This window comes from Phytohabitans rumicis (assembly GCF_011764445.1).
GTDB lineage: Bacteria > Actinomycetota > Actinomycetes > Mycobacteriales > Micromonosporaceae > Phytohabitans > Phytohabitans rumicis.
Genome location: NZ_BLPG01000001.1, coordinates 5,390,930 through 5,410,329 on the forward strand (window position 1 = coordinate 5,390,930; position 19,400 = coordinate 5,410,329).

Here is a 19,400-nt window from a genome sequence, read left to right on the forward strand (position 1 = left end):
AGTACGGTATGAGGCACGTATGAGGGGAGTTGCCCGTGAGACCCCATGGTGCATGGCTTGCCCTTTTCGTCGTACTCCTGCTGATGCCGGCGGCTCCGGCGCAGGGTGACCCCCGGGACGACAAGAAGCGGATCGACGCCGAGGTCGCGGCCGCGGCCGCGATCATGGAGGGCGCCACCACACGGGCGCAGCAGGCGGCCCGGAGGCTGGCCGCCGCGAACGCCGCGCTGCCCGCCGCCCAGGAGCGGGCCGCGCTGGCGCGCGGCGAGGTGGCCGCCGCGGAGGTGGCCGCCAACACCGCCCGCCGGCAGGCCCGGGCCGCGGAGGCCGCGCTCAAGACCGCCCAGACGCGGTACGGCGAGTCGGCCCGCCGGGTGGAGGAGGCCCGCGAGCGGGTCGGCGGGTTCGCCGCGTCCGCCTACAAGGGGAGCGACCTGGTCAGCCTCAACATGTTGATCAATGCGCGCACGCCGATCGACGCGGCCGAGCGGTTCGGGTACTTCGAGCGGGTCATGAGCACGGAGAAGGAGGCCCTGGACGGCTTCACCACCGCCCGCCGGGCCGCCAAGGACGCGCAGAACGAGGCCGGACTTGCCCAGCGCAGGGCGGAGGCGGCGCGGCTGGCCGCCGAGTTGGCGCTCGCCGACGCGCGGGCCGCCCAGGCCGAGGCCGAGGCGGCGGTCGCCGAGGTCACCGCGCTCACCGGCCAGCGGGCGGAGGCGCTCGCGGTCGCCGAGGAGGAGCGCGACGCCAGCCTCGCCAAGTACGAGGAGGCCAAGGCCGAGGCCGCCCGGATCGAGGCGGAGCTGCGCGCCTGGGAGGACCGGCAGAAGGTGACCCGGCCGAGCCCCAGCAGCCCGGCGCTGCGCCCCGGCGCCAGGCTCTTGATGCCGGTGCAGGGCTGGAAGTCCAGCGACTTCGGCATGCGGTACGACCCGTACTACCGCGTATGGCAACTGCACGCCGGCGTCGACATCGCGGCGGGCGGCGGTCAGCCGATCTACGCCGCCGCCGACGGGCGGGTGATCCGGTCCGGCTGGAACGGCGGATACGGCAACTACACCTGCATCAGCCACGGCAGCTACCGCGGGCGCGGGCTGAGCACCTGCTACGCCCACCAGTCGAGGATCCTCGTGTGGCCCGGCCAGCGCGTACGGCGTGGTCAGGTGATCGGGCGGGTCGGCACCACCGGCGCCTCGACCGGCTACCACCTGCACTTCGAGGTACGCCTTTCGGGCAGCCCCGTGCAGCCGCTGAATTGGCTGCCGGGCTGCCTGTGTTGACCGGTACCATTGCGCGGTGCCGAGGGAAAAAGGTCGAAAAGTAGTCGCGTCCAATCGCAAGGCGCGGCACGACTACGCCATCCTCGACACGTACGAGGCGGGGATGGCGCTGACCGGCACCGAGGTCAAGTCGCTGCGCGCCGGCCGGGCGTCCTTGGTGGACGCGTTCGCCCAGGAAAAGGGCGGCGAGCTCTACCTGTACGGCATGCACATCCCGGAGTACGTCCAGGGCACCTGGACCAACCACGAGCCGCGCCGCACCCGCAAGCTGCTGCTCAAGCGCCTGGAGATCGACCGGCTGATCGGCAAGCTACAGGAGAGCGGGCTCACCCTGGTGCCGCTGTCGGTCTACTTCTCCGACGGCTGGGCCAAAGTGGAGCTCGGCCTTGGCCGCGGCAAGAGGGCGTACGACAAGCGGCAGGACCTCGCCAAGCGGGACGCCGACCGGGAGATCAACCGGGCGATGGGCCGCCGCCGTAAGGGCATGGGCTGACGGTCCGTTGAGCGAGATCCGGCTCGACGTCGACCTGCGCCACCCGCCGGACGTGGTGTGGCAGGCGCTCACCGAGCAGCCGCTGCTCGCCCGGTGGTTCATGCTCACCGACCTTTCGCCGGAAGCGGGGAGCCGGTTCCAGCTCCTGCCCGAAGACCTTCCGGGCCTCCCCAACGCCGTCGACGGCGAGGTGATCGAGGCGATTCCGGCGCGCCGCCTGGCGATGCGCTGGCAGGGCGAGCAGCTGCACTCGAAGGTGATCTGGGAGCTGGCGCCGACCCCGGCGGGCTGCCGGTTGGTGGTCACCCAGACCGGCTTCCTCGGGCTGCGGGGCAGTGCCCGGCGGCGGGCGCTCGTATCGACGTACAAGCGGCTCTTCGAAGTGCGGCTGCCAGCCGTACTCGATGGTGTTGTCCCGCCCTCACCCCCGCGCCTGGCCGGGGTGGCGCCGGCGGGTCCGGACCGGCGGCGGCAGCTCCTCGCGGTCTTGGCGGCCGCGCTGCTGGTCGCGCTCGTCGGCGCGCTCGTGGCGAACCTGCCCGCGAAGACCAGCGAACCCGCGGTGGCCCAGACGGGGATTCGGGCGGGCCAGCGGCGGCCTTGACGACGGCGACGTCCGCGCCGGTCAGCGCCGCGCCGCGCCGGACGCCGGGGGCGCAGACGGCGCCGCCTTCCTCGGGGCCGGCCGCCACGCCGCCGGCCTCGTCCGCGCCCGCACGCACGCCCGAGGGTACGACCGCCGCGGAGCCGACTGCGCGCTACTCGACCGTGTCGGTGGGGGCGCTTGCCCTGTCCTACCGCGGCGAGGTCGTGGTCGACCACGGCGGGGACGCGTGGACGGTCACGATCACGGTGCCGCTGCTCGCCGTGGTGACCGGCGTCGACGGCCCGGCCCCGAACCAGAGCGGCACGACGGTCACGTTCGCCGGATCCGGCGCCGCCGGCCGGCTGGTCTTCGACGTCAAGCTGAACGCCCTCGCACCCACCAAACCGTCGAGCTGCCACATCGGCACGACTCCTTGCGCTGGTCTGTAAGGTCACCCGGGTGAGTGAGATCCGGATGGATGTCGATCTGGAGCACCCGCCCGAGCGGATCTGGCGGGCCTTGACCGAGCAGAAGCTGCTGGCCCAATGGCTGGACCTGCCCGGATTCGCGCCGGTCAGCGAGGCCGAGGTGACCGGCGTCGAGGGGCACCGCCGGCTCGCCATGCTCTGGGGCAACGACGACCTGCACACCCGGCTGACCTGGGAGCTGGCTCCGGGGCCGGGCTCGGGCGGTGCCACGCTGACGCTCCGCCAAGCCTGCGTGTACGGCGAGTGGGACGACGAACTGCGCGTCCAGCTGCGCGTCGCGTACGAGTCGGTGCTGCACGAGCGGCTCCCGGCGGTGCTCGACTGGCTGGCGTTCCAGGAGGTGGACCTCAACGCGCCGACGCCCAGCGAACCGATCACGGAGGTCCTGCCGTTCGTGGTGCCGGGTCCGTCCCGGCGCCGGAGCCGGATCGTCCTGGCGTCGGCCGCCACCGTGGCGCTCCTGGGCGTCGTGGTCGCCGTGGCGCTCTTCCGGCCGGACGGCGAGGAGGAGCCCACCGCCGCGTCGACCGGGGCGCTGCCGAGCCCGTCCGCGACCGGGCCCGGCGGGGTCGCGGCGATCGGCACCGGCCCGGCGAAGCCCACCGCCTCCGCGTCCCCGTCGCCCACCCGCGCCTCCGCCACGCCGCGCGCCGAGTCCACCCGGCCGCCCGCCGCCGCGGCGCTGGGCGCCTCGTACGAGACCACGTCGAGCCGCCTGTTCGGCTACGACGGGCGGGTGACCGTCACCAACTCCGGCAAGGCGGCCGCGCGGAAGTGGGCCGTGACGATCACGCTGCGCTCGGGCACGGTCAGCGACGTGTCGGGCGCCGAGTTCAAGCAGGACGGCAACACCGTCACCTTCACCGGTGCGGCGGTGGCGGCCGCCGGCTCGCTGCGGTTCACGTTCACGGTGAACGGGTCGGCCCTGGACACCGGCCCGACCGGGTGCCAGATCGACGGCAAGGCGTGCGCGTCGTAGGGCATGTAAGCTTGTGGAGATCCCTTCAGGGGTCTCCTACGAGGGGGTGACTGGTTTCGACTTCGTTCGTTGCGGCAGGGGAAGCGAGCCGAGGAAGCCGACGTTGTCTCGAAAATCATCGTCGGAAACCAATAAGCGCCAACGACAATCGCGCTAAGTACGCTCTCGCCGCCTGAGGCGAGTAGCTACTTTGTCGGCCTGGGAGTGCCTTCGACCCAGATAGCCGGCATCAGCTAGGAGGCTGGCCAATCGAGCCCGGTCGCGGGGCTTGTGCGGCGAGATTAATCAGCGGCTGGGCCCGTCACACCGACTCGCTCGCGTGATCGGAGGGGCCGAGTAGAGGCACAGCGAGCTGCGCTCGGAGAAGCCCTGACAAGGCGCCGAAGGACCCGGGTTCGATTCCCGGCACCTCCACGATCGGCGGCACGTCCCGAATGGGACGTGCCGCCCTTTTCGTGCCCTCTCCCGCCCTCCGCCCTTTCGCGCGCCGATCAAGGGTTTGTGCGTCGATCAAGGGTTTGTGCGTCGATCAAGGGCGAACGGTCGTGCTTTGATCTCCGATCCACGACCGTTTGCCCTTGATCGACGGGAAAGTCCTTGATCGGCGGGCGGGCGGGCGGTGCGGGCCGCGGGACGGCGGGCGCGGTGGCGCGTGGGTTGAACAATGAGGCCCGCCGGGGGAGGAACTCAGGAGGTCTCGTGCCAGAGCAGTACGCCGTTGACATCGTCCTGTGCATCGACGTGACCGGCAGCATGTCGCCGGTCATCGACACGGTCAAGAAGGGTGCGCTGTCGTTCCACCAGCGGTTCGTGGACGCAATGACCGCCAAGGAGAAGTCGGTGGGGAGGCTGCGACTGCGAGTGGTCGCGTACCGCGACTTCGCGGCCGACCGGAACAACCCGATCGAGCTGTCCGACTTCTGGACCGTCCCGGAGGAGACCGATCAGTTCAAGCGCTTCGTCAAGGGGCTGCGGGCGGACGGCGGGGGCGACGAGCCGGAGTCCGGCCTGGAGGCGCTGGCCCTGGCGATCAACTCCGAGTGGGAACGGGAGGCGGAACGCCGGCGGCACGTCATCGTCCTGTTCACGGACGCGTCCGCGCACCCGCTCGGCGTGGGGGCGGGGGCGGCGAAGTACCCGCGCGGACTCCCGACCGACCTGGGCGAGCTCTCCGCTCTGTGGGCCTCGGGCGCGGTGGACCGGGGCGCCAAGCGGCTGCTGCTCTTCGCCCCCGATGTCGAGCCGTGGAAGACGATCGCCGGGACCTGGAGCAACACCCTCCATTCGGCCTCCACGGCCGGCACCGGACTGCGTGACGTCGAGCTTGACGAGATCATCGGGGTCATCGCCGGCAGCGTCTGAGTACGGAGTGACCGCTGTGTGCCAAGGGACGCATGAGGTCATCCGTGGGGCTGGACACAACTGAACAATCGGGTGACCATCGGCTAATAGCTCGTGGCGGGAGGTGCGTCATGGTGGCAGGACCGTCTCACCCGACAGCGGCAGAAGACGCCGTCTCACTGGCCGTCGCCCGGCGCCACCGCGTCGCGCTGCTGCACAGCATCCAGTCCTTCGAGCAGGCCCTGGCGGCCCCGGCTGGTGACCCGGGTTGGCGGGCCCGGGTCAGCACCCGGCTGCACCGCCTGCGGGGCGCGTTCGCCGAGCACATCGTGGTCACCGAAGGTCCCGAGGGCTCTACGCCGAGCTGCTCGACCACTCGCCGAGGCTGGCGCGCGGCGTGCACGTGCTGGTCCGCGAGCACGCCGCGGTGGCCGCCGCGCTCGGCGCCCTGCAGCGCAAGGTGGACGTGCCCGAGCCGACCGTCGAGGAGCTCCGCGCCTGGGCCAGTGACCTGCTGCGGGAGCTGTCCCGGCACCGGCAGCGCGGCGCCGACCTCGTCTACGAGGCGTACGAGACGGACATCGGTGGCGAGACCTGATCCTTACGGTCCGCTGACGTGGCGCCGCGGCCGGCGTACCTGGCTCTAGGCTCGCGAGATGAGACAGCACGTGCTCGTCGTCGACGATGACCTGACCGTCAGCGACGTGGTGCGGCGCTACCTGGAGCGCGCCGGGTTCGACGTGACGCTCGCCGCCGACGGGCCACAGGCCATGATCGCCTTCGAACGGCGCCGGCCCGACCTCGTCGTACTCGATTTGATGTTGCCTGGGCTCGACGGCCTGGAGGTGTGCCGGCGGATGCGGTCGCGGGTCCGCGACCTGCCCGTGGTGATGCTGACCGCGCTCGGCGAGGAGGCCGACCGCGTCGTGGGCCTTGAGCTGGGGGCCGACGACTACGTGACCAAGCCGTTCTCGCCGCGGGAGCTGGTCTTGCGAGTGCGGTCCGTGTTGCGGCGGGCTGCGCACGCCGGAGCGCCGGTGGTGCTGCGCGACGGCCCGCTCGTGGTCGATGTGGAACGGCGGGTCGCCCATCTGGGTGACCAAGAGCTTGCTCTGACGGTACGGGAGTTCGACCTGCTCGCCTACCTGTTGAGCCACCCGGGGCGGGCGTTCAAGCGGGCGGAGTTGCTGGACGCGGTGTGGGGCTGGACGTTCGGCGACCACTCCACCGTTACCGTCCACGTGCGACGGTTGCGGGAGAAGGTCGAGGCCGACCCCGCCGACCCGAAACGGATCGTGACGGTGTGGGGCGTGGGCTACCGGTACGAGCCGCTCACGGCAGCTCGAACGGCAGCTTGATCCCGTCGAGGGCGTGGGGGCAGGGGCAGGTGCGCTCGGCGGGCAGCGCCGCGATGGCGTCGAGGAGCAGGCCGCGCAGCCGGGCCGTGTTTTCCCCGAAGACCCGGAAGACCTCCTCATGGGTGACGCTGTGGCCACCCTCGACGCCGGCGTCCAGGTCGGTGACGAGCGCGATGGCGGTGTAGCAGAGGGCCAGTTCGCGGGCCAGTACCGCCTCCGGGTGGCCTGTCATGTTTACGACAGTGCCGCCGATGGCGCTGAACCACCGCGACTCCGCCCGGGTCGAGAAGCGCGGGCCCTCGACGACCACCATCGTGCCGCCGTCCTGCGCCCCGACGCCCTGCCGCGTGGCCGTACGTAGGAGCGTGTCCCGCCCGGCCGGGCAGTACGGGTCGGCGAACGAGACGTGCACCGCACCCCGGTCGTAGTAGGTCTGGACCCGGCCGCTGGTGCGGTCGATGAGCTGGTCCGGCACCACGAACGTGCCTGGTCCGAGCTCAGGAAGCAGCCCGCCGACCGCGCAGGGCGCGAGGATCTGCCGTACGCCGAGGGAGCGGAGCGCCCACAGGTTGGCCCGGTACGGGATCAGGTGCGGCGGATGCCGGTGATCCCGACCGTGCCGGGGCAGGAACGCCACCGCCCGGCCGCCAACCTCCGCCACCGTGATCGGGTCGGACGGCGCGCCGTACGGCGTGTCGACCACGTGCTCTGTCGCGCCGTCAAGCAAGGCGTAGAGGCCGGAACCACCAATTACGGCGAACTCTGGTTGTGGGCTCACGATTGAGACCTTAACCAGGGGCTAGGACGCAAGCTATGGTGCCATGTCTTGCGGCCCTTGCTCTGACTCGCGGATGAGGTCTGCGACCTTGATTCCCAGGGCGTTGGCGATTACCTCCAAGTCGTCGAGGTCGAACGCGGTCTCGCCGGTCATTCGCCGGCTGAGGTTCTGCTGGCGGATGCCGGTCTTCCTGGCTAGCTCGGCGGCGGACATGCGGCGACGGGCGAGGATGACGCGGATCTCCTCGGCCGCCCGTTCGCGGAGGCGCCCGGTGGGCACCGTCGGGTTGTCGCTCATAGGAGGATGATGACCCGCTAAGCGGTACGAGCGCAACAGTTCGTGTGTGCCACTCGACTTCTCGGTGTTAGCTACACGCTCAGCGTGTTGACAACACACCCCGATCAAGCGTAGACATACCGCTATGAGCGTGAGCTACACGGTTAGCGGTATGCGAGAGGCGGTCGCTGAGAACGTCCGCATCGAGCTGGCGCGCCGGAAGATGAGCGCCGCCGAACTGGCTCGTCGGCTCGGCGTTCCCCCACAGAACCTGTCTCGCCGCATGACCGGCGAGACCCCCTTCGACACCGACGACCTCGTGCAGATCGCGAATGAGTTCGGCATCAGCGTGACTGCGCTCCTGCCGGTCGAGCAGACCGCGAGCGCGTCATGACCGCGCCGAACCTCGACCCCATCGCCGTCCAGCTGCGCGCCGAACGCAAGCGGCGCAACCTGTCCCTACCGCGGGCCGCCGAGCTCGTCGGCCTGGAGGCCGTCGTGATCGGCTCGTACGAGCGCGGCGACCGGACCCCGCCCCTCGACCGGCTCCGCCAGTGGGTGGAGGGCCTGAACCACCGACTGCTGGCGGTGCCGACGTCGCCGACTGCGGAGGGTGCGCTTCGGGTCGAGTTCGGTGTCGCGTACGCCGATCGGGTCATTCCTTGCGAGTCCGAGGACTCGGCGGTCGAGCTGCGTCGTGGCTTGACGGGCTTGGCGGTTGTGGTGGCTCGGGCGGTGCGTACGACGAGCTGGGAGCCGCTGTCATGACGGGGCCGCCGCCTCCTCCTCCTCCGCCTCCTCCGCCTCCCGTCACGTTGCTGCCGCGTAGCTGCCCGCCGGGCGGTGCTGCCGTCGATGACCGCCGCCCGGCGTGGCCGATTCCGGCGTGTGAGGCGGCCGAGCTGGAGGCGCAGCTGTTCCTGGCGAGCATCGACCTGGCTCGCCGGCACGCCGCCCGGGCGGTGGCGTGATGCTGCCGACGTACCTGCATCCGACGCCGGCCCGGCGTGCGCTGCGCGATGAGATCGCCGCTGGCCGGGTGTTCCGCGACGCCGCCGGCGACGACTACCTGTCCGGTGAGCGGAAGGTCAGCACGGTTGTCCGCGAGATGGAGGCGGCCGGCTGGGTGACGCTCGGCGCGCTCGGCGCGGGGCGTGCTACCGCGCTGTGGGCGCCGACCGCGTACGGCCATGCCGTCGACGTGGTCCGGATCCTCGACTTCGGCACGGAGGCGTCGCCTCAGATGGTGGCCGAGGTCGGCGACGCGGACACGCCGCGGGTGCTCGGCCACGTGGTGTACCTGCCGACGCGGACGTCGTTCCGGTGGCAGGTCACGGTCGGCGGCGTCGTGGCGGTGGTGCGGAAGCGGCCGGAGGCGTGGGGCGAGCTGTGGCACCGGGCGTGCCTCGCGTACGCGGCCCAGCAGCCGATCGCCAATCCCTGACAAGCGTGCGGGTCACCGGACTCGACCCGGCGACCCGCCCTGGCCCACACACCAAATTCGAGCGAAAGGGGCGAGCCATGGCTCAGCCTAGCGACAAGCCCACCACGAAGCGCGCCGCCGACCTCCGGGACGGCGACCAGATCATCGTCGACTCCGAGTGGAGCGATGGCCCGACCGTCACCGAGGTTCGCGGCGTCGAGCCGTCCGCCGCTCACCGCGGCGAATTCGTCGTGCTGGTCACCGGCGGCGACATCTTCCGGTGGCCGGCCGAGAACCCGATCAAGCTCGCCACCGAGGAGCAGGCCCGAAAGGCCGAGCAGGAGCGAGAGCGGGTCGCCAACATCGAGGCTCTCTCCAGCTTCGTGACCTGGCTGTACAACCACCCAGAGGCACCGGCGCCGAACACCATGAGCGCGCAGGCGAGCTTGTTCGGCCCGTGGCTGGACCAGCTCGACATCGCCCAGCGTGTCGCCGAGTCGCTGGGCGTCGAGATCGAGCGGGGCCGGGGATACGACGGCCGGCCGACCGCCAAGGTCGAGACGAAGTTCGGCGACATCCGGTACGTGGTGTACGGCTCGGACGACCGGCGCGACGTCGAGCGGCGTTGCGAGCACTGCGGTGAGGACCTCGACCTGATCGAGGCCGGCCGGCTCGGCCACGTCCCGGGCGAGGCGTGCGATCCCGCGCCTGCGCTGGGCGGTGAGACGCCGCTCGACTCGCTTCCTGAGGACTTCGGCGCGGACCACAAGCCGGAGCCCGACTGCTGCGAGGACTGCGACGCCGAGCTCGACGCGGACGCCGAGGCGGACGCGGCCGACGACGCGAACACCCGGGCCGGCGTCGCATGATCGCCTTCCTGATCGGTGCTGGCGTCGGCCTGCTGGCCGGCGCCGGCCTCGGCGCCATCATGGTCGCGCTAGTGGCGAAGACACGGATCGGGCAGGCGCGGACCGCCGCCCGCAACGCCGACGCCGCGCAGGCCCGCGCCGAGGCCCGCGCTGACCGGCTGCAGGTGCGCTGCGACGCGTACGTCGGCGAGCTCGACGCGCTCGTCGAGGCGACCAGGCCGCCACGCCCGAGCTTCGATGCGAACCCGACCATCAGCCTCGCGCCCGGGCAGACCTACACCGAGTGGTACGCGGCGTACGCCGATGCGCTGGACCGGGAGCAGCCGGGCTGGTGGGAGGACCTGTCCGGGTCGGCGGCGGGGGAGTTGGTTCGGCTCGCTGAGGAGCGGCGCGCCGAGACGTACGAGCAGAACGAGCTGGATCAGGACCGCATCCCGACCCGCGAGGCGGCGCAGCGGGCCCGGTCGCCGCTGCGGCCCGGCATGGCCATCTACCCGCGGTACGCGCCCCGGGACGGTGAGGGCCGGTGAAGCGCCTCTGCCGCGAGGTCGCCCGCGTGTGGCGCGCCTACACCCGCACCCCGCGCCACCGCGCCCGGCGCCCCGTCGCCGCCCACCGGCGCGCCGCCGACCCGTTCGCCGAGCAGCTCCGCGAACGCATCTGGACCGGCGCCATCCACGACTGGGCCGAGCGTCGCCGTGCCCTCTACGCCAACGGCGGCACCACATGACCGCCGAAGAGTTCATCGCCCTGGTCGAGCGGTACGGCGTCGAGTGCGCGGCCGGCGGGCAGGGCTACACCGTCACCGAGGAGTTGGAGTTGCTGGATCAGATCCGTGTGGCCGTCGCTGAGCAATGGAGGGCCGAGCAGTGAAGGTCGTCGTCAAGAAGCACGGAGCCAACCACTCCTATGTGGACGACGAAGCCGGCGGCGAACGCATCGCAGGCGTCACCGGCCTGGTCGGCGACGGCCTGCCCAAGCCGAACCTGATGAACTGGCACGCCGAGGCCACCGCCGCCTACGCGATCGACAACTGGGACACCCTGGCCAAGCTCACGCCCAGCGCGCGGATGCAGAAGCTGAAGGGCGGCCGCTACGAGTCGAGGGACGCCGCCGCCAAGAAGGGCAAGCAGATCCACACGCTCGCCGAGCGGCTCATCGCCGGCCAGCAGGTGAAGCCGCCCGACGAGATCGCCGGTCACGTCTTTGCCTGCGTCGACTTCCTGAACGACTTCGACCTGCGATCGGTGCACGTCGAGGCGGTCGTCTACAGCGAAACGCACCGGCACGCCGGCCGGCTCGACATCATCGCCGACGTGCAGCTGCCCGACATCCCGGAGTACGACCACATCCCGCGCGGTGAGGATGGCTACTCGCGGATGCTGGGCGACTGGAAGAGCGGCCGCACGGGCATCTTCGGCGACGTCGCGCTGCAGCTGGCGCCGTACCGCTTCTCGGAGTTCATGATCCTGCCGGACGGGACGGTCACCGACATGCCGGAGGTGGACTTCGTCGCCGGGATCTGGCTGCGGGCGGATGGCGGCTACGAGCTGCGGCCGCTGGTGTGCGAGTACGAGCAGTACCGGGACTTCCTGTACGTGAAGGAGGTCGCGCGGATCCAGACGTCGCTGCGGGATCTGGTGGGTGAGCCGATCGTGCCGGTGAAGGGGCCCGCATACCGCATCGTCAAGGGCGATGAGTCGTGACCGCGCCGACCCCCGGCCTGGCGAACCTCGCGGCCGCGCTGGCGAAGGTGCAGGCCGAGCTGCCCAAGCTCGACCGCGACCGCACCGTCACCGTCGAGCCGAAAGACCCGAAGAAGGCGCCGTACAGCTACAGCTACGTGACGCTGGCCAACCTGTCCGACGCCATCCTGCCGCGGCTCGCCCAGCACGGCCTGTCGTTCGCGGCCATGCCCGGCGCTGGCGCCGACGGGAAGATGTGCCTGCGCTACCAGCTGCTGCACGAGTCCGGCGAGTCGCTGTCCGGTGAGTTCCCGATCTCCGGTGAGGGCGGGATCCAGATGATCGGCGGGCGGATCACGTACGCCCGCCGGTACTGCCTCGCCGCGATCGTGGGTGTGGCCGCCGACGAGGACGACGAGGCGCGGCTGGCCGACGCGGAGGGTCCGCGGACGGCTCAGCGTGCGGCCGCCCGGCCGCGGCAGCAGGCCGCCGCCGAGCCGGCCGGCGACGGCCAGCCCGCCGAGAGTGCGCCTGCGCCTGCACCTGCTACGGCGCGGCGGGCGGCTCAGCGGCCGCGGCAGTCCGTCCGGCCGCCTCTGCCCGGCGAGGAGGACCCGGACGGCAAGGTCGGGCAGGACCAGCACCGGCAGATGCACGCCCTGTGGAAGGACGTCGGCTTCGGCGGCGATGAGAACCGGGAGCAGCGGCTGGCCATCACCGCTCGGATCCTCGGCCTTGAGGAGTTGGACAGCAGCGCGACGCTGACGCGCGGGCAGGGCGACCAGGTGATCGAGGCGCTGAAGGCCAAGAAGGCCAAGAAGGCCGAGCAGCAGGGCGGCGGTGAGCCGTCGTGATGGAGCGGCTCCGCTGGTGGATCGCCAACCTGGTCAACAAGCTGGGCGGCCAGTGCTGGGCCGACCTGGTGAGCTGGGTCCTCGCCGAGCGGGCCGAGCGGCGCGAGTGGTACCGACGCGAGAGGCTGCCCTGGCGGCCGATCAGCTCCGTGTGCCGCGAGGACCTGGCCAGAACCGGCTGCTGCTACTGCGGGAAGCTGCGCGACGGGGACGGTGGGCGATGAGCCTCGACCTCGACGCCATCCGCGCCCGCCTCGCCGCTGCCACCGCCGGCCCGTGGAGAGCACACCCGGATGGCCTGGTGTGGGCTGACCGCCCCGGCGACCCGGTGTCTGGGTCCACCGAGGTCGAGGACGCCGAGTTCATCGCGCACGCCCGCACCGACGTGCCGGCGCTGCTCGCCGAGCTGGATGAAGGCTGGGCGCGGTTGGTGACCGTAGAGAGGGTCTTCGACGCGATCCGAGAGCACTACATCAGGTGCCGGCTCTCGCACCCGACCAACGAGGACTGGTTCGGCTGCGAGGCGCGCGCTGTCGCGGCCGCTTTGACACCCCAGGTAGGGGGTAATGGCGAGGCCGTCAAACGCGATGCGGGCGGCCCCGCCCCGCGGGGTGGCGGGCCGCTGTGACCACAGTGGACCCGATCCTCGACATCCGCGTCATCGGCACCCCACGGCCGAAAGGCAGCCTGAAGCCGTTCATCGCCGGCAACGGCAAGCCCCGCGTACGCGAGCAGCTCGAAGGCTCCGGCGACTGGCGACAAGACGTCATCACCGCCGCACACGAGGCGATCCGCTGCTGCGACGACCCCACCTGCAGCAAGCTTCGCGACGGCTACCCGTTCACCGGGGAATGCACCGTCGTCATCAAGCTCGGCTTCCGCCGGCCGAAGGCGCGGCGGGCGTACCCGCACACCCGCACCACCGGCGACGCGGACAAGCACGCTCGGAACGTCCTCGACGCGTTGCAGGACGCCGGGGTCATCAAGGACGACGCGGCGGTCATCGACCTGGTGGTCGCCAAGAGGTACGTCGACGGCGCCCCGGGGGCGCGCATCACCGTGTACGCCGGCGCGACCGACTTCCTCGGCGAGCCGGTGACCCCGGCCGCCCCGCCCGCCCCGGCGCCGAAACCTGACCGGCCTCCGGACCTGTTCGACCAGCCACCCACCGACTGGTGGGCCGGAATCACACCCGCGAAAGCACCATCCACAGAGGAGTCACCATGACGGCAGTCAACATCAGCGGGACGTTCGCGAAGGACGAACGCCCGTACAACGGCCTGGAGGCCATCGCCGAGCAGCTCGTCGACGACGAGTTCGGCACGCACTACACGATCAGCCGGATCAAGCCGCACGGGTACAACAAGAAGCCGGGCGAGGCGGTGGTGCCGGTCGCGAAGCATGAGCACATCGAGGTCGTCACCGGCGACGACGCGGAGTGGGTGGCCAAGAAGCTCGACGAGCGGTACCGGGCGCGGAGCGAGCGGGAGGCCGGGCCGGCGACCCCGCTGCCGTCGCCGGGCCAGGTGGACGGCCAGATGGCGATCGACGGCGACGGCGAGGACGACGGTCCGGTGTCGTCGAAGCAGCCCGACGTGTGGCTGGACGACAAGTGACCGGGCCGGAGCACTACCGCGAGGCCGAGAAGTGGCTCGCCACGGCCCAGAACTGGTTCGAGATGGGCAATGAATACGACCCGGCGTCCGCGGCCGTCGCCTCGGCGGCCGCAGCGATCGCGCAGGGGCACGCCATCCTCGCCGACGCCGCGGCGAACGCTCTGCAGATCCGCGGCGCCGACACCGTGGCGTGGGAGGCCACCGCCGGCCCGAGGGCGCGCGGCGATGGCTGAGCTCACCATCGCCCAGCGCGTCCAGGCCGGCGCCGACCTCCTCGACCGATCCTGGCCCGACTGGTGGCAGCTCATCGACCTCGACCTGCTCGACGTCGGCGCGCCCGAATGCTGTCCGCTCGGCCAGCTGTTCGGCAGCTGGAATGAGGCTCCGGACGGGCTGGCCATGGACGCCGACCGCGGCTTCTACCGCGCGACCCAGTGGCCCGGCGTGGGCGACCGCACCGACGCGGCGGTCGAGAAGGTCGACCGTGCGATTCGGGTGGAGTACGCCGAGCTGACCGAGGGGTGGCGGGCGCTGATCGAGGAGCGGCGCAGCGGAGTACCGGCATGAACAGCACCGTCGTCGTGAACCTCGTCGCCATCGACTGCTGCTCCTGCGGCGTCGTCTTCGGCCTCTCCGAGGGCCACCACAGGCAGCTGCGCAGGACGGGGCAACGGTTCTTCTGCCCCAACGGGCACAGCCAGTCATACACGGAGACGGAGGCCGACCGGCTCCGCAAGCAGCTCGCCACGGTGGAGCAGCAGCGCGACCGGGCCCGCGCCAACGCCACCCACTATCAGGACCAGGCCGAGGCGACCGAGCGGGTGCTCCGCGCCACCAGGGGGCAGGTGACCAAGCTCAAGAAGCGGGTCGCGAACGGCGTCTGCCCCTGCTGTAACAGGTCCTTCGCCAACCTCGCGCGGCACATGGCCGGCCAGCACCCGGACTACGCCGGCGACGACGACCCGTCCACAACCACATCCCTACCTGTGGGTTCCGCTTGACCGATACCCACTCCGCCGACGATGAAGCCCGGGACGCCGCCGAACGCGTCGTCCTGGGCGCCATGCTGTTGTCGGAAGCCGCGATCGAGCGCGCCACCGAGCTGCTACGCGTCGCCGACTTCTACCGGCCACGCCACGCCGCGCTGTTCAACCGGCTCCTCATCCAATGGGCCGCCCAGAAGCCCACCGACGCCCAAAGCATCATCGTCGCGCTGTCCGAAGCAGACGAGCTCGGCCGCCTCGGCGGCGGCGCCTTCCTGCACGACCTGATCGCACCGCTGCCCTCGGTCTACAGCGTCGACTACCACGCCCGCACCATCATCGAGCACGCCGGCCGCCGCCGCTTCGCCGAGGGCCTGGCCAAGCTCGACGCCGCGCACCGCCTCACCGACACCGCCGTCCGCGCCGAACGGGTCACCGCCGCACTCGGCGAGCTCGTCGAGCTCGGCACTCCCAAAACCACGGTCAGCGAACCCGACCGCGGTTCGGAGCTCGACGCGTTCCTCGGCCAGGACGACGAGGACCGTTACGAATGGTTGATCCCCGGCCTGATCGAGCGCGGTGACCGGCTGATCCTCACCGGCCGGGAAGGCGGCGGCAAGTCCACCCTGCTCCGTCAGATCGCGCTGCAGGCCGCATCCGGCGTGCACCCGTTCGGCGCCGCCACCTACGCCCCGCTCCGCGTCCTCGTCGTCGACCTGGAGAACAGCGAGCGGCAGCTACGCCGCGAGCTCCGCCCGGTCCGCCTCGCCGCCGGGACCGCGTACGGCGGCGCCCTGGTCATCAAGGTCCGCACCGACGGCCTGAACCTGCTCGACGCCCGCGACGTCGACTGGTTCCTGTCCCTGGTCGCCACCCACCAGCCCGACATGCTCATCACCGGGCCCGCCTACAAGATGGCCGCCGGCAACCCGATCGACGAGGAGCCGGCGCGGATCGTCGCCGGCTACCTCGACCGCATCCGCGTCCAACACGACTGCGCCATCGCCCTGGAAGCCCACACCCCCCAGGGCGGGTACGGCAAACGCCCGGAACGGCCCTACGGGGCGTCCCTGTGGCTGCGCTGGCCCGAGTTCGGGCTCTTCCTGTCCCCGGAGGGGCACCTGCGGCACTGGCGCGGCAAGCGCGACGCCAGCAGGGACTGGCCGGCCGCCCTGCAGCGGGGCGGGGAGTGGCCGTGGATGCCCGTGACGAACACCCGCGACGTCGTCTGGGCGCGGATGGTCGAGGAGGCGTCAAAGATCGATGGCCAGATATCTAACCGGGCCCTCGCGAAGGTCATCGAGGTCTCCGAGGGCACCATCCGGATCGTCATCAAAGACCACGAAGCCGAGTGGGCAGCGATCACGTCTGGACTGCTCGGCGATGACCCCTGACCAGGCGTTACGCACCCCGACTCCTTACGCAGCAACGTGCGTAACGTGCGTAAGGGGTCTGCGTAAGGGGTCTGACCTGCGGAAACAGGCCATTACGCACCCCCCCGTGCGTAATCTGACGTTTCCGCAGGTCAGAGGGTGCGTAATGGGTGCGCCTCTACGAGGGGTGGGGCGTACCGCCACCAAGCCCCACCCCACCCCTCTAAGGCCAGGCCCAAACAGAGAGGAAGATCAATGACTGACGACACCGCGCAGACCCCGTTCGCCGAGTGGTGCATCCTCGAACTCCTCGGCCACCGCCGCCTCGCCGGCCACGTCCAAGAGGTCCAGCTCGCCGGCGCCGGGTTCCTCCGCCTCGACATCCCGGCCGCCGGCGACGACCCCGGCCGCACCCAGTACGTCGCGCCCGGCTCGGTGTACGCCTTGCACCCGGTCGACGAGCAGACGGCGCGGCGCGCCGCTGAGGCGTGGCGGCCGCCGCCGGTGCAGCGCTGGGAGCTGCCCGCCGCCGTCCTGCCCCCGGGCGATGACCCCGAATGGGAGACCCGCTGATGCCGATCGACTGGGACCTGGTGCTCCGCGAACGCGACTCCCTCGCCCGCCGACTCGCCGAGCGTTTCAAGGAGGCCGAGAAGCTCCGCGCCCGGATCGCCGAGCTCGAGACCTCCCACACACACTGCCGCCCCGCGCGGTGCGACGTCTGCGGCGCGGTGACCGTGTGCGACGCCAAGCCCCACACATGCGACACCCCCGACGTGTGCGACCGCTGCCGCGTGCCCACCGACCCCAACCGCACCTGCGCCCGGACCCAGCGCGGCCGGACCGACGGCGGCTGCCCGGAGTGCGGGGCGTGCAAGGACTGCATCAGCCTCGCCGAGCAGTGCGCCCAGCCGGACCCGCCCGAGCAGCCATGAGCCGCAGCTGGGCGGGCGGCAGCACCCGCGCATGGCGCAAGCTACGCCAGCAGATCCTGATGCAGGCCGGCTACCAATGCCAGATCCGCATCGCAGGCGTGTGCACCGGACGCGCTACCTGCGTGCACCACACCCAGGGCAGGCGCGCCACAGGCGACGACCCCGCCCACCTGCAGGCAGCGTGCCAACCATGCAACGCCCGCATCAACGACCCCGCCGTAGTCTCCAAACACCAGACGATCGTGACCTGGGTACGCGCGCACGGCAGGCCGGTCGCCTGGCGCGAGATCGTGCGCCAGTTCCCAGACCACGGCGCCATCGGAAAGGTCCTGATCCGAGCGGTCCAACGCGGGGAGCTGGCGCGCAGAGGCCGCGGACTGTACGCGGCCGGACCGACCGCACTACCCCCGACGATCGACCCGACCTGGCGCGAAGACCCACCCAACGAGGCAGTGACGAGATGGTGACCCCCCGTTTTGGCTGGGCCGGGGTGCCCCCCACACCCGCCGCCATGTTCTTTCTCTCTCTCCTGCCTCTGCGTTCGCGGTGGGGTGGCTGCGCGTGACCGTCCTCGCCGAAAGCCCGTCGATCCTCGGCCGCACTGAGCCGCGGTTGTGGACGCCGCCGCTGCGTGAGCTGACGCCGGCGACGTCATACGGCTTCGCGGTGATCGACTTCGCGCGGGACGTGCTGGAGATGCCGCTTGACCCGTGGCAGGAGTGGGCGGTGATCCACGGCGGGGAGATGCTCGACGACGGGCGGCCCCGGTTCCGGACGCTGCTCGTGCTGGTCGCCAGGCAGAACGGCAAGACGCACCTGCTGACCGTGCTGGCGCTCTTCTGGATGTTCGTGGAGAAGTGGCCGCTCACGCTCGGCATGTCGACGATGCTGGAGTACGCCCGGGAGTCGTGGGACCAGGCGCGGACGATCGCGGAGGACGTCGACGAGCTGGCCGCCCAGTTGCCGCGGAACGCGGTGAAGGAGGGCAACAACGACGTCCGGTTGCTGACGACGCACGGCACCCGGTACAAGATCGCGGCGGCGAACCGGCGGGGTGGCCGGTCGCTGCGGATCGATCGGCTGATCATCGACGAGCTGCGCGAGCATGCGACGTGGGTGGCGTGGAACGCGGCGACTAACGCGATGAACGCCCGGCCGAAGGGTCAGGCGTGGTGCATCACGAACATGGGCGACGATACGGCCGCCGTGCTTAACGCGCTGCGCAAGGCGGCGCTGGACTTCCTGGAGACGGGCGAGGGTGACCCGCGGCTCGGGCTAATGGAGTGGTCCGGGCCGGAGGGCTGCGAGGCCGACGACGTCGACGCGCTCGCGCAGGCGAACCCGAACGTCGGCCGCCGGCAGCACTGGGACGACCTGCTCGGCCCGGCCCGGCGGGCGAGACGGGCCGGCGGTGAGGAAGAGGCCGGATTCCGGGCCGAGGTGCTGTGTCAGCGGGTGCCGCTGCTGAACCCGGCGATCGACCCCGGCGACTGGAAGGGGTGCCTCGACGTCGGCGCCCTGGACGACGTCCGGGGGCGGCTGGCCGCGTGCATCGACCTCAGCCCGGACGGGACGCACGCGACGCTCGCGGTGGCCGCGGTCCTCGATGACGATCGGGTGCGGGTGGAGACCGTGCAGGAGTGGACTGGGCCGGCCGCGGCCGCGGCGCTGGAGCGGGACCTGCCGCGCTGGGTGACGCGGGTGAAGCCGCAGGTGCTGGGCTGGTTCCCGAACGGGCCGGCGGCGGCGGTGGCCGCGAAGGTCGCCGACCGGCGTAAGGATGGGGTGGTCAGCTGGCCGCCGCCGCGGGTGAAGGTGACCGAGATCCGCGGTGAGACCGCCGCGGTGTGCATGGGGTTCGTCAAGGAGGCGAAGGCGCGGACGTTGGCGCACTCCGGTCAGGCGATGCCCGACGCGCAAGTCAGCGGGGCCGAGAAGCTGAGGCGCGGCGACGCGTGGGTGTTCACTAGGACCGGCGGCGGCAACGTCGACGCGGTGTACGCGATGGCCGGTGCGGCACACCTGGCGCGCACGCTCCCATCTGACCTCGGTCGATTTAAGATCAGGTGAGAAAGGACAC

At 71.4% G+C, this 19,400-nt stretch carries 33 protein-coding genes and 1 other RNA gene; 31 read left to right on the forward strand and 3 right to left on the reverse strand.

What is annotated here, in order from left to right:
* Positions 1-35 precede the first annotated feature (35 nt).
* The 7 genes from Prum_RS24380 (at position 36) to Prum_RS24410 (ending at position 5,191) form a co-directional block, all read left to right on the forward strand.
* On the forward strand, positions 36-1,283 hold the full coding sequence (locus Prum_RS24380; protein WP_246278069.1) for a M23 family metallopeptidase: 1,248 nt from the start codon (positions 36-38) through the stop codon (positions 1,281-1,283).
* A gap of 16 nt (positions 1,284-1,299) precedes the next feature.
* Positions 1,300-1,776, forward strand: coding sequence for an SsrA-binding protein SmpB (smpB, locus tag Prum_RS24385; protein ID WP_173078594.1), 477 nt, complete (start codon positions 1,300-1,302; stop codon positions 1,774-1,776).
* 7 nt (positions 1,777-1,783) lie between these two features.
* Positions 1,784-2,380: an SRPBCC family protein gene (locus Prum_RS24390; protein WP_173078595.1), complete on the forward strand. Its 597-nt coding sequence runs from the start codon at positions 1,784-1,786 to the stop codon at positions 2,378-2,380.
* On the forward strand, positions 2,377-2,811 hold the full coding sequence (locus tag Prum_RS24395) for a hypothetical protein (protein ID WP_173078596.1): 435 nt from the start codon (positions 2,377-2,379) through the stop codon (positions 2,809-2,811). The genes Prum_RS24390 and Prum_RS24395 overlap by 4 nt, the downstream gene beginning before the upstream one ends.
* A gap of 10 nt (positions 2,812-2,821) precedes the next feature.
* Positions 2,822-3,829 carry a cellulose binding domain-containing protein gene (locus Prum_RS24400; RefSeq protein WP_173078597.1) on the forward strand — a complete coding sequence of 336 codons (1,008 nt, stop codon included), beginning with the start codon at positions 2,822-2,824 and terminating at the stop codon, positions 3,827-3,829.
* 42 nt (positions 3,830-3,871) lie between these two features.
* Positions 3,872-4,246, forward strand: a transfer-messenger RNA (tmRNA) gene (ssrA, locus tag Prum_RS24405).
* A 282-nt stretch (positions 4,247-4,528) separates the two neighbouring features.
* Positions 4,529-5,191, forward strand: a complete 663-nt coding sequence (locus Prum_RS24410; protein WP_218577316.1) for a vWA domain-containing protein — start codon at positions 4,529-4,531, stop codon at positions 5,189-5,191.
* Positions 5,192-5,346: 155 nt separating this feature from the next.
* Here the strand turns inward: Prum_RS24410 and Prum_RS51830 are convergent, their stop codons facing one another.
* The gene (locus Prum_RS51830) at positions 5,347-5,496 is read right to left on the reverse strand and encodes a hypothetical protein (protein WP_246278070.1); all 150 of its coding nucleotides are present in this window, start codon (positions 5,494-5,496) and stop codon (positions 5,347-5,349) included.
* Between the two features lie 71 nt (positions 5,497-5,567).
* Here Prum_RS51830 and Prum_RS51835 point away from each other — a divergent pair, with 71 nt between their 5' ends.
* Positions 5,568-5,768 (forward strand): hypothetical protein, encoded by a 201-nt coding sequence (locus Prum_RS51835; protein ID WP_246278071.1) that lies wholly within the window; start codon positions 5,568-5,570, stop codon positions 5,766-5,768.
* Between the two features lie 58 nt (positions 5,769-5,826).
* Entirely contained in the window at positions 5,827-6,528 is a 702-nt protein-coding gene (locus Prum_RS24420; RefSeq protein ID WP_173078598.1) for a response regulator transcription factor, read from the forward strand.
* Here the strand turns inward: Prum_RS24420 and Prum_RS24425 are convergent.
* Both Prum_RS24425 and Prum_RS24430 read right to left on the reverse strand, forming a co-directional pair.
* Positions 6,503-7,306, reverse strand: a complete 804-nt coding sequence (locus Prum_RS24425; RefSeq protein WP_173078599.1) for an S-methyl-5'-thioadenosine phosphorylase — start codon at positions 7,304-7,306, stop codon at positions 6,503-6,505. The two genes, Prum_RS24420 and Prum_RS24425, sit on opposite strands and share 26 nt — an antisense overlap.
* Before the next feature lie 33 nt (positions 7,307-7,339).
* Entirely contained in the window at positions 7,340-7,603 is a 264-nt protein-coding gene (locus Prum_RS24430; RefSeq protein WP_173078600.1) for a helix-turn-helix domain-containing protein, read from the reverse strand.
* Between the two features lie 130 nt (positions 7,604-7,733).
* On the opposite strand from Prum_RS24430, the gene Prum_RS24435 reads away from it, so the two are divergent.
* From Prum_RS24435 to Prum_RS24540, 22 genes are all read left to right on the forward strand, one after another.
* The gene (locus Prum_RS24435) at positions 7,734-7,976 is read left to right on the forward strand and encodes a helix-turn-helix domain-containing protein (protein WP_173078601.1); all 243 of its coding nucleotides are present in this window, start codon (positions 7,734-7,736) and stop codon (positions 7,974-7,976) included.
* The gene (locus Prum_RS24440) at positions 7,973-8,350 is read left to right on the forward strand and encodes a helix-turn-helix domain-containing protein (protein ID WP_173078602.1); all 378 of its coding nucleotides are present in this window, start codon (positions 7,973-7,975) and stop codon (positions 8,348-8,350) included. Before Prum_RS24435 ends, Prum_RS24440 begins: the two co-directional genes overlap by 4 nt.
* Before the next feature lie 47 nt (positions 8,351-8,397).
* Entirely contained in the window at positions 8,398-8,553 is a 156-nt protein-coding gene (locus tag Prum_RS24445) for a hypothetical protein (RefSeq protein WP_173078603.1), read from the forward strand.
* Positions 8,553-9,026: a hypothetical protein gene (locus tag Prum_RS24450; RefSeq protein ID WP_173078604.1), complete on the forward strand. Its 474-nt coding sequence runs from the start codon at positions 8,553-8,555 to the stop codon at positions 9,024-9,026. Before Prum_RS24445 ends, Prum_RS24450 begins: the two co-directional genes overlap by 1 nt.
* A 77-nt stretch (positions 9,027-9,103) precedes the next feature.
* A complete protein-coding gene (locus tag Prum_RS24455) occupies positions 9,104-9,874 on the forward strand; it encodes a hypothetical protein (protein WP_173078605.1) in 771 nt (256 codons plus the stop codon).
* On the forward strand, positions 9,871-10,404 hold the full coding sequence (locus tag Prum_RS24460) for a hypothetical protein (protein ID WP_173078606.1): 534 nt from the start codon (positions 9,871-9,873) through the stop codon (positions 10,402-10,404). The genes Prum_RS24455 and Prum_RS24460 overlap by 4 nt, the downstream gene beginning before the upstream one ends.
* Entirely contained in the window at positions 10,401-10,604 is a 204-nt protein-coding gene (locus Prum_RS24465; protein ID WP_173078607.1) for a hypothetical protein, read from the forward strand. The genes Prum_RS24460 and Prum_RS24465 overlap by 4 nt, the downstream gene beginning before the upstream one ends.
* Positions 10,601-10,747 carry a hypothetical protein gene (locus Prum_RS24470; RefSeq protein ID WP_173078608.1) on the forward strand — a complete coding sequence of 49 codons (147 nt, stop codon included), beginning with the start codon at positions 10,601-10,603 and terminating at the stop codon, positions 10,745-10,747. Before Prum_RS24465 ends, Prum_RS24470 begins: the two co-directional genes overlap by 4 nt.
* Complete coding sequence (locus Prum_RS24475) at positions 10,744-11,580, forward strand: hypothetical protein (RefSeq protein ID WP_173078609.1); 837 nt, start codon at positions 10,744-10,746, stop codon at positions 11,578-11,580. The genes Prum_RS24470 and Prum_RS24475 overlap by 4 nt, the downstream gene beginning before the upstream one ends.
* Positions 11,577-12,413 carry an ERF family protein gene (locus tag Prum_RS24480; RefSeq protein WP_173078610.1) on the forward strand — a complete coding sequence of 279 codons (837 nt, stop codon included), beginning with the start codon at positions 11,577-11,579 and terminating at the stop codon, positions 12,411-12,413. Before Prum_RS24475 ends, Prum_RS24480 begins: the two co-directional genes overlap by 4 nt.
* On the forward strand, positions 12,410-12,637 hold the full coding sequence (locus Prum_RS24485; protein WP_173078611.1) for a hypothetical protein: 228 nt from the start codon (positions 12,410-12,412) through the stop codon (positions 12,635-12,637). Before Prum_RS24480 ends, Prum_RS24485 begins: the two co-directional genes overlap by 4 nt.
* On the forward strand, positions 12,634-13,041 hold the full coding sequence (locus tag Prum_RS24490; protein ID WP_173078612.1) for a hypothetical protein: 408 nt from the start codon (positions 12,634-12,636) through the stop codon (positions 13,039-13,041). Before Prum_RS24485 ends, Prum_RS24490 begins: the two co-directional genes overlap by 4 nt.
* Positions 13,038-13,640, forward strand: coding sequence for a RusA family crossover junction endodeoxyribonuclease (locus Prum_RS24495; protein ID WP_173078613.1), 603 nt, complete (start codon positions 13,038-13,040; stop codon positions 13,638-13,640). Before Prum_RS24490 ends, Prum_RS24495 begins: the two co-directional genes overlap by 4 nt.
* Positions 13,637-14,029 (forward strand): hypothetical protein, encoded by a 393-nt coding sequence (locus Prum_RS24500; protein WP_173078614.1) that lies wholly within the window; start codon positions 13,637-13,639, stop codon positions 14,027-14,029. The genes Prum_RS24495 and Prum_RS24500 overlap by 4 nt, the downstream gene beginning before the upstream one ends.
* On the forward strand, positions 14,011-14,262 hold the full coding sequence (locus tag Prum_RS24505; RefSeq protein ID WP_173078615.1) for a hypothetical protein: 252 nt from the start codon (positions 14,011-14,013) through the stop codon (positions 14,260-14,262). The genes Prum_RS24500 and Prum_RS24505 overlap by 19 nt, the downstream gene beginning before the upstream one ends.
* Entirely contained in the window at positions 14,255-14,596 is a 342-nt protein-coding gene (locus tag Prum_RS24510; protein ID WP_173078616.1) for a hypothetical protein, read from the forward strand. Before Prum_RS24505 ends, Prum_RS24510 begins: the two co-directional genes overlap by 8 nt.
* Positions 14,593-15,030 (forward strand): hypothetical protein, encoded by a 438-nt coding sequence (locus Prum_RS24515; RefSeq protein ID WP_173078617.1) that lies wholly within the window; start codon positions 14,593-14,595, stop codon positions 15,028-15,030. The genes Prum_RS24510 and Prum_RS24515 overlap by 4 nt, the downstream gene beginning before the upstream one ends.
* Positions 15,027-16,406: an AAA family ATPase gene (locus Prum_RS53890; RefSeq protein WP_173078618.1), complete on the forward strand. Its 1,380-nt coding sequence runs from the start codon at positions 15,027-15,029 to the stop codon at positions 16,404-16,406. Before Prum_RS24515 ends, Prum_RS53890 begins: the two co-directional genes overlap by 4 nt.
* Before the next feature lie 234 nt (positions 16,407-16,640).
* Positions 16,641-16,958, forward strand: coding sequence for an acetyltransferase (locus tag Prum_RS24525; protein ID WP_173078619.1), 318 nt, complete (start codon positions 16,641-16,643; stop codon positions 16,956-16,958).
* Positions 16,958-17,320, forward strand: coding sequence for a hypothetical protein (locus Prum_RS24530; RefSeq protein WP_173078620.1), 363 nt, complete (start codon positions 16,958-16,960; stop codon positions 17,318-17,320). The genes Prum_RS24525 and Prum_RS24530 overlap by 1 nt, the downstream gene beginning before the upstream one ends.
* Positions 17,317-17,787 (forward strand): hypothetical protein, encoded by a 471-nt coding sequence (locus Prum_RS24535; RefSeq protein ID WP_173078621.1) that lies wholly within the window; start codon positions 17,317-17,319, stop codon positions 17,785-17,787. Before Prum_RS24530 ends, Prum_RS24535 begins: the two co-directional genes overlap by 4 nt.
* 94 nt (positions 17,788-17,881) lie before the next feature.
* On the forward strand, positions 17,882-19,390 hold the full coding sequence (locus Prum_RS24540) for a terminase large subunit domain-containing protein (protein WP_173078622.1): 1,509 nt from the start codon (positions 17,882-17,884) through the stop codon (positions 19,388-19,390).
* Positions 19,391-19,400: the final 10 nt, after the last annotated feature.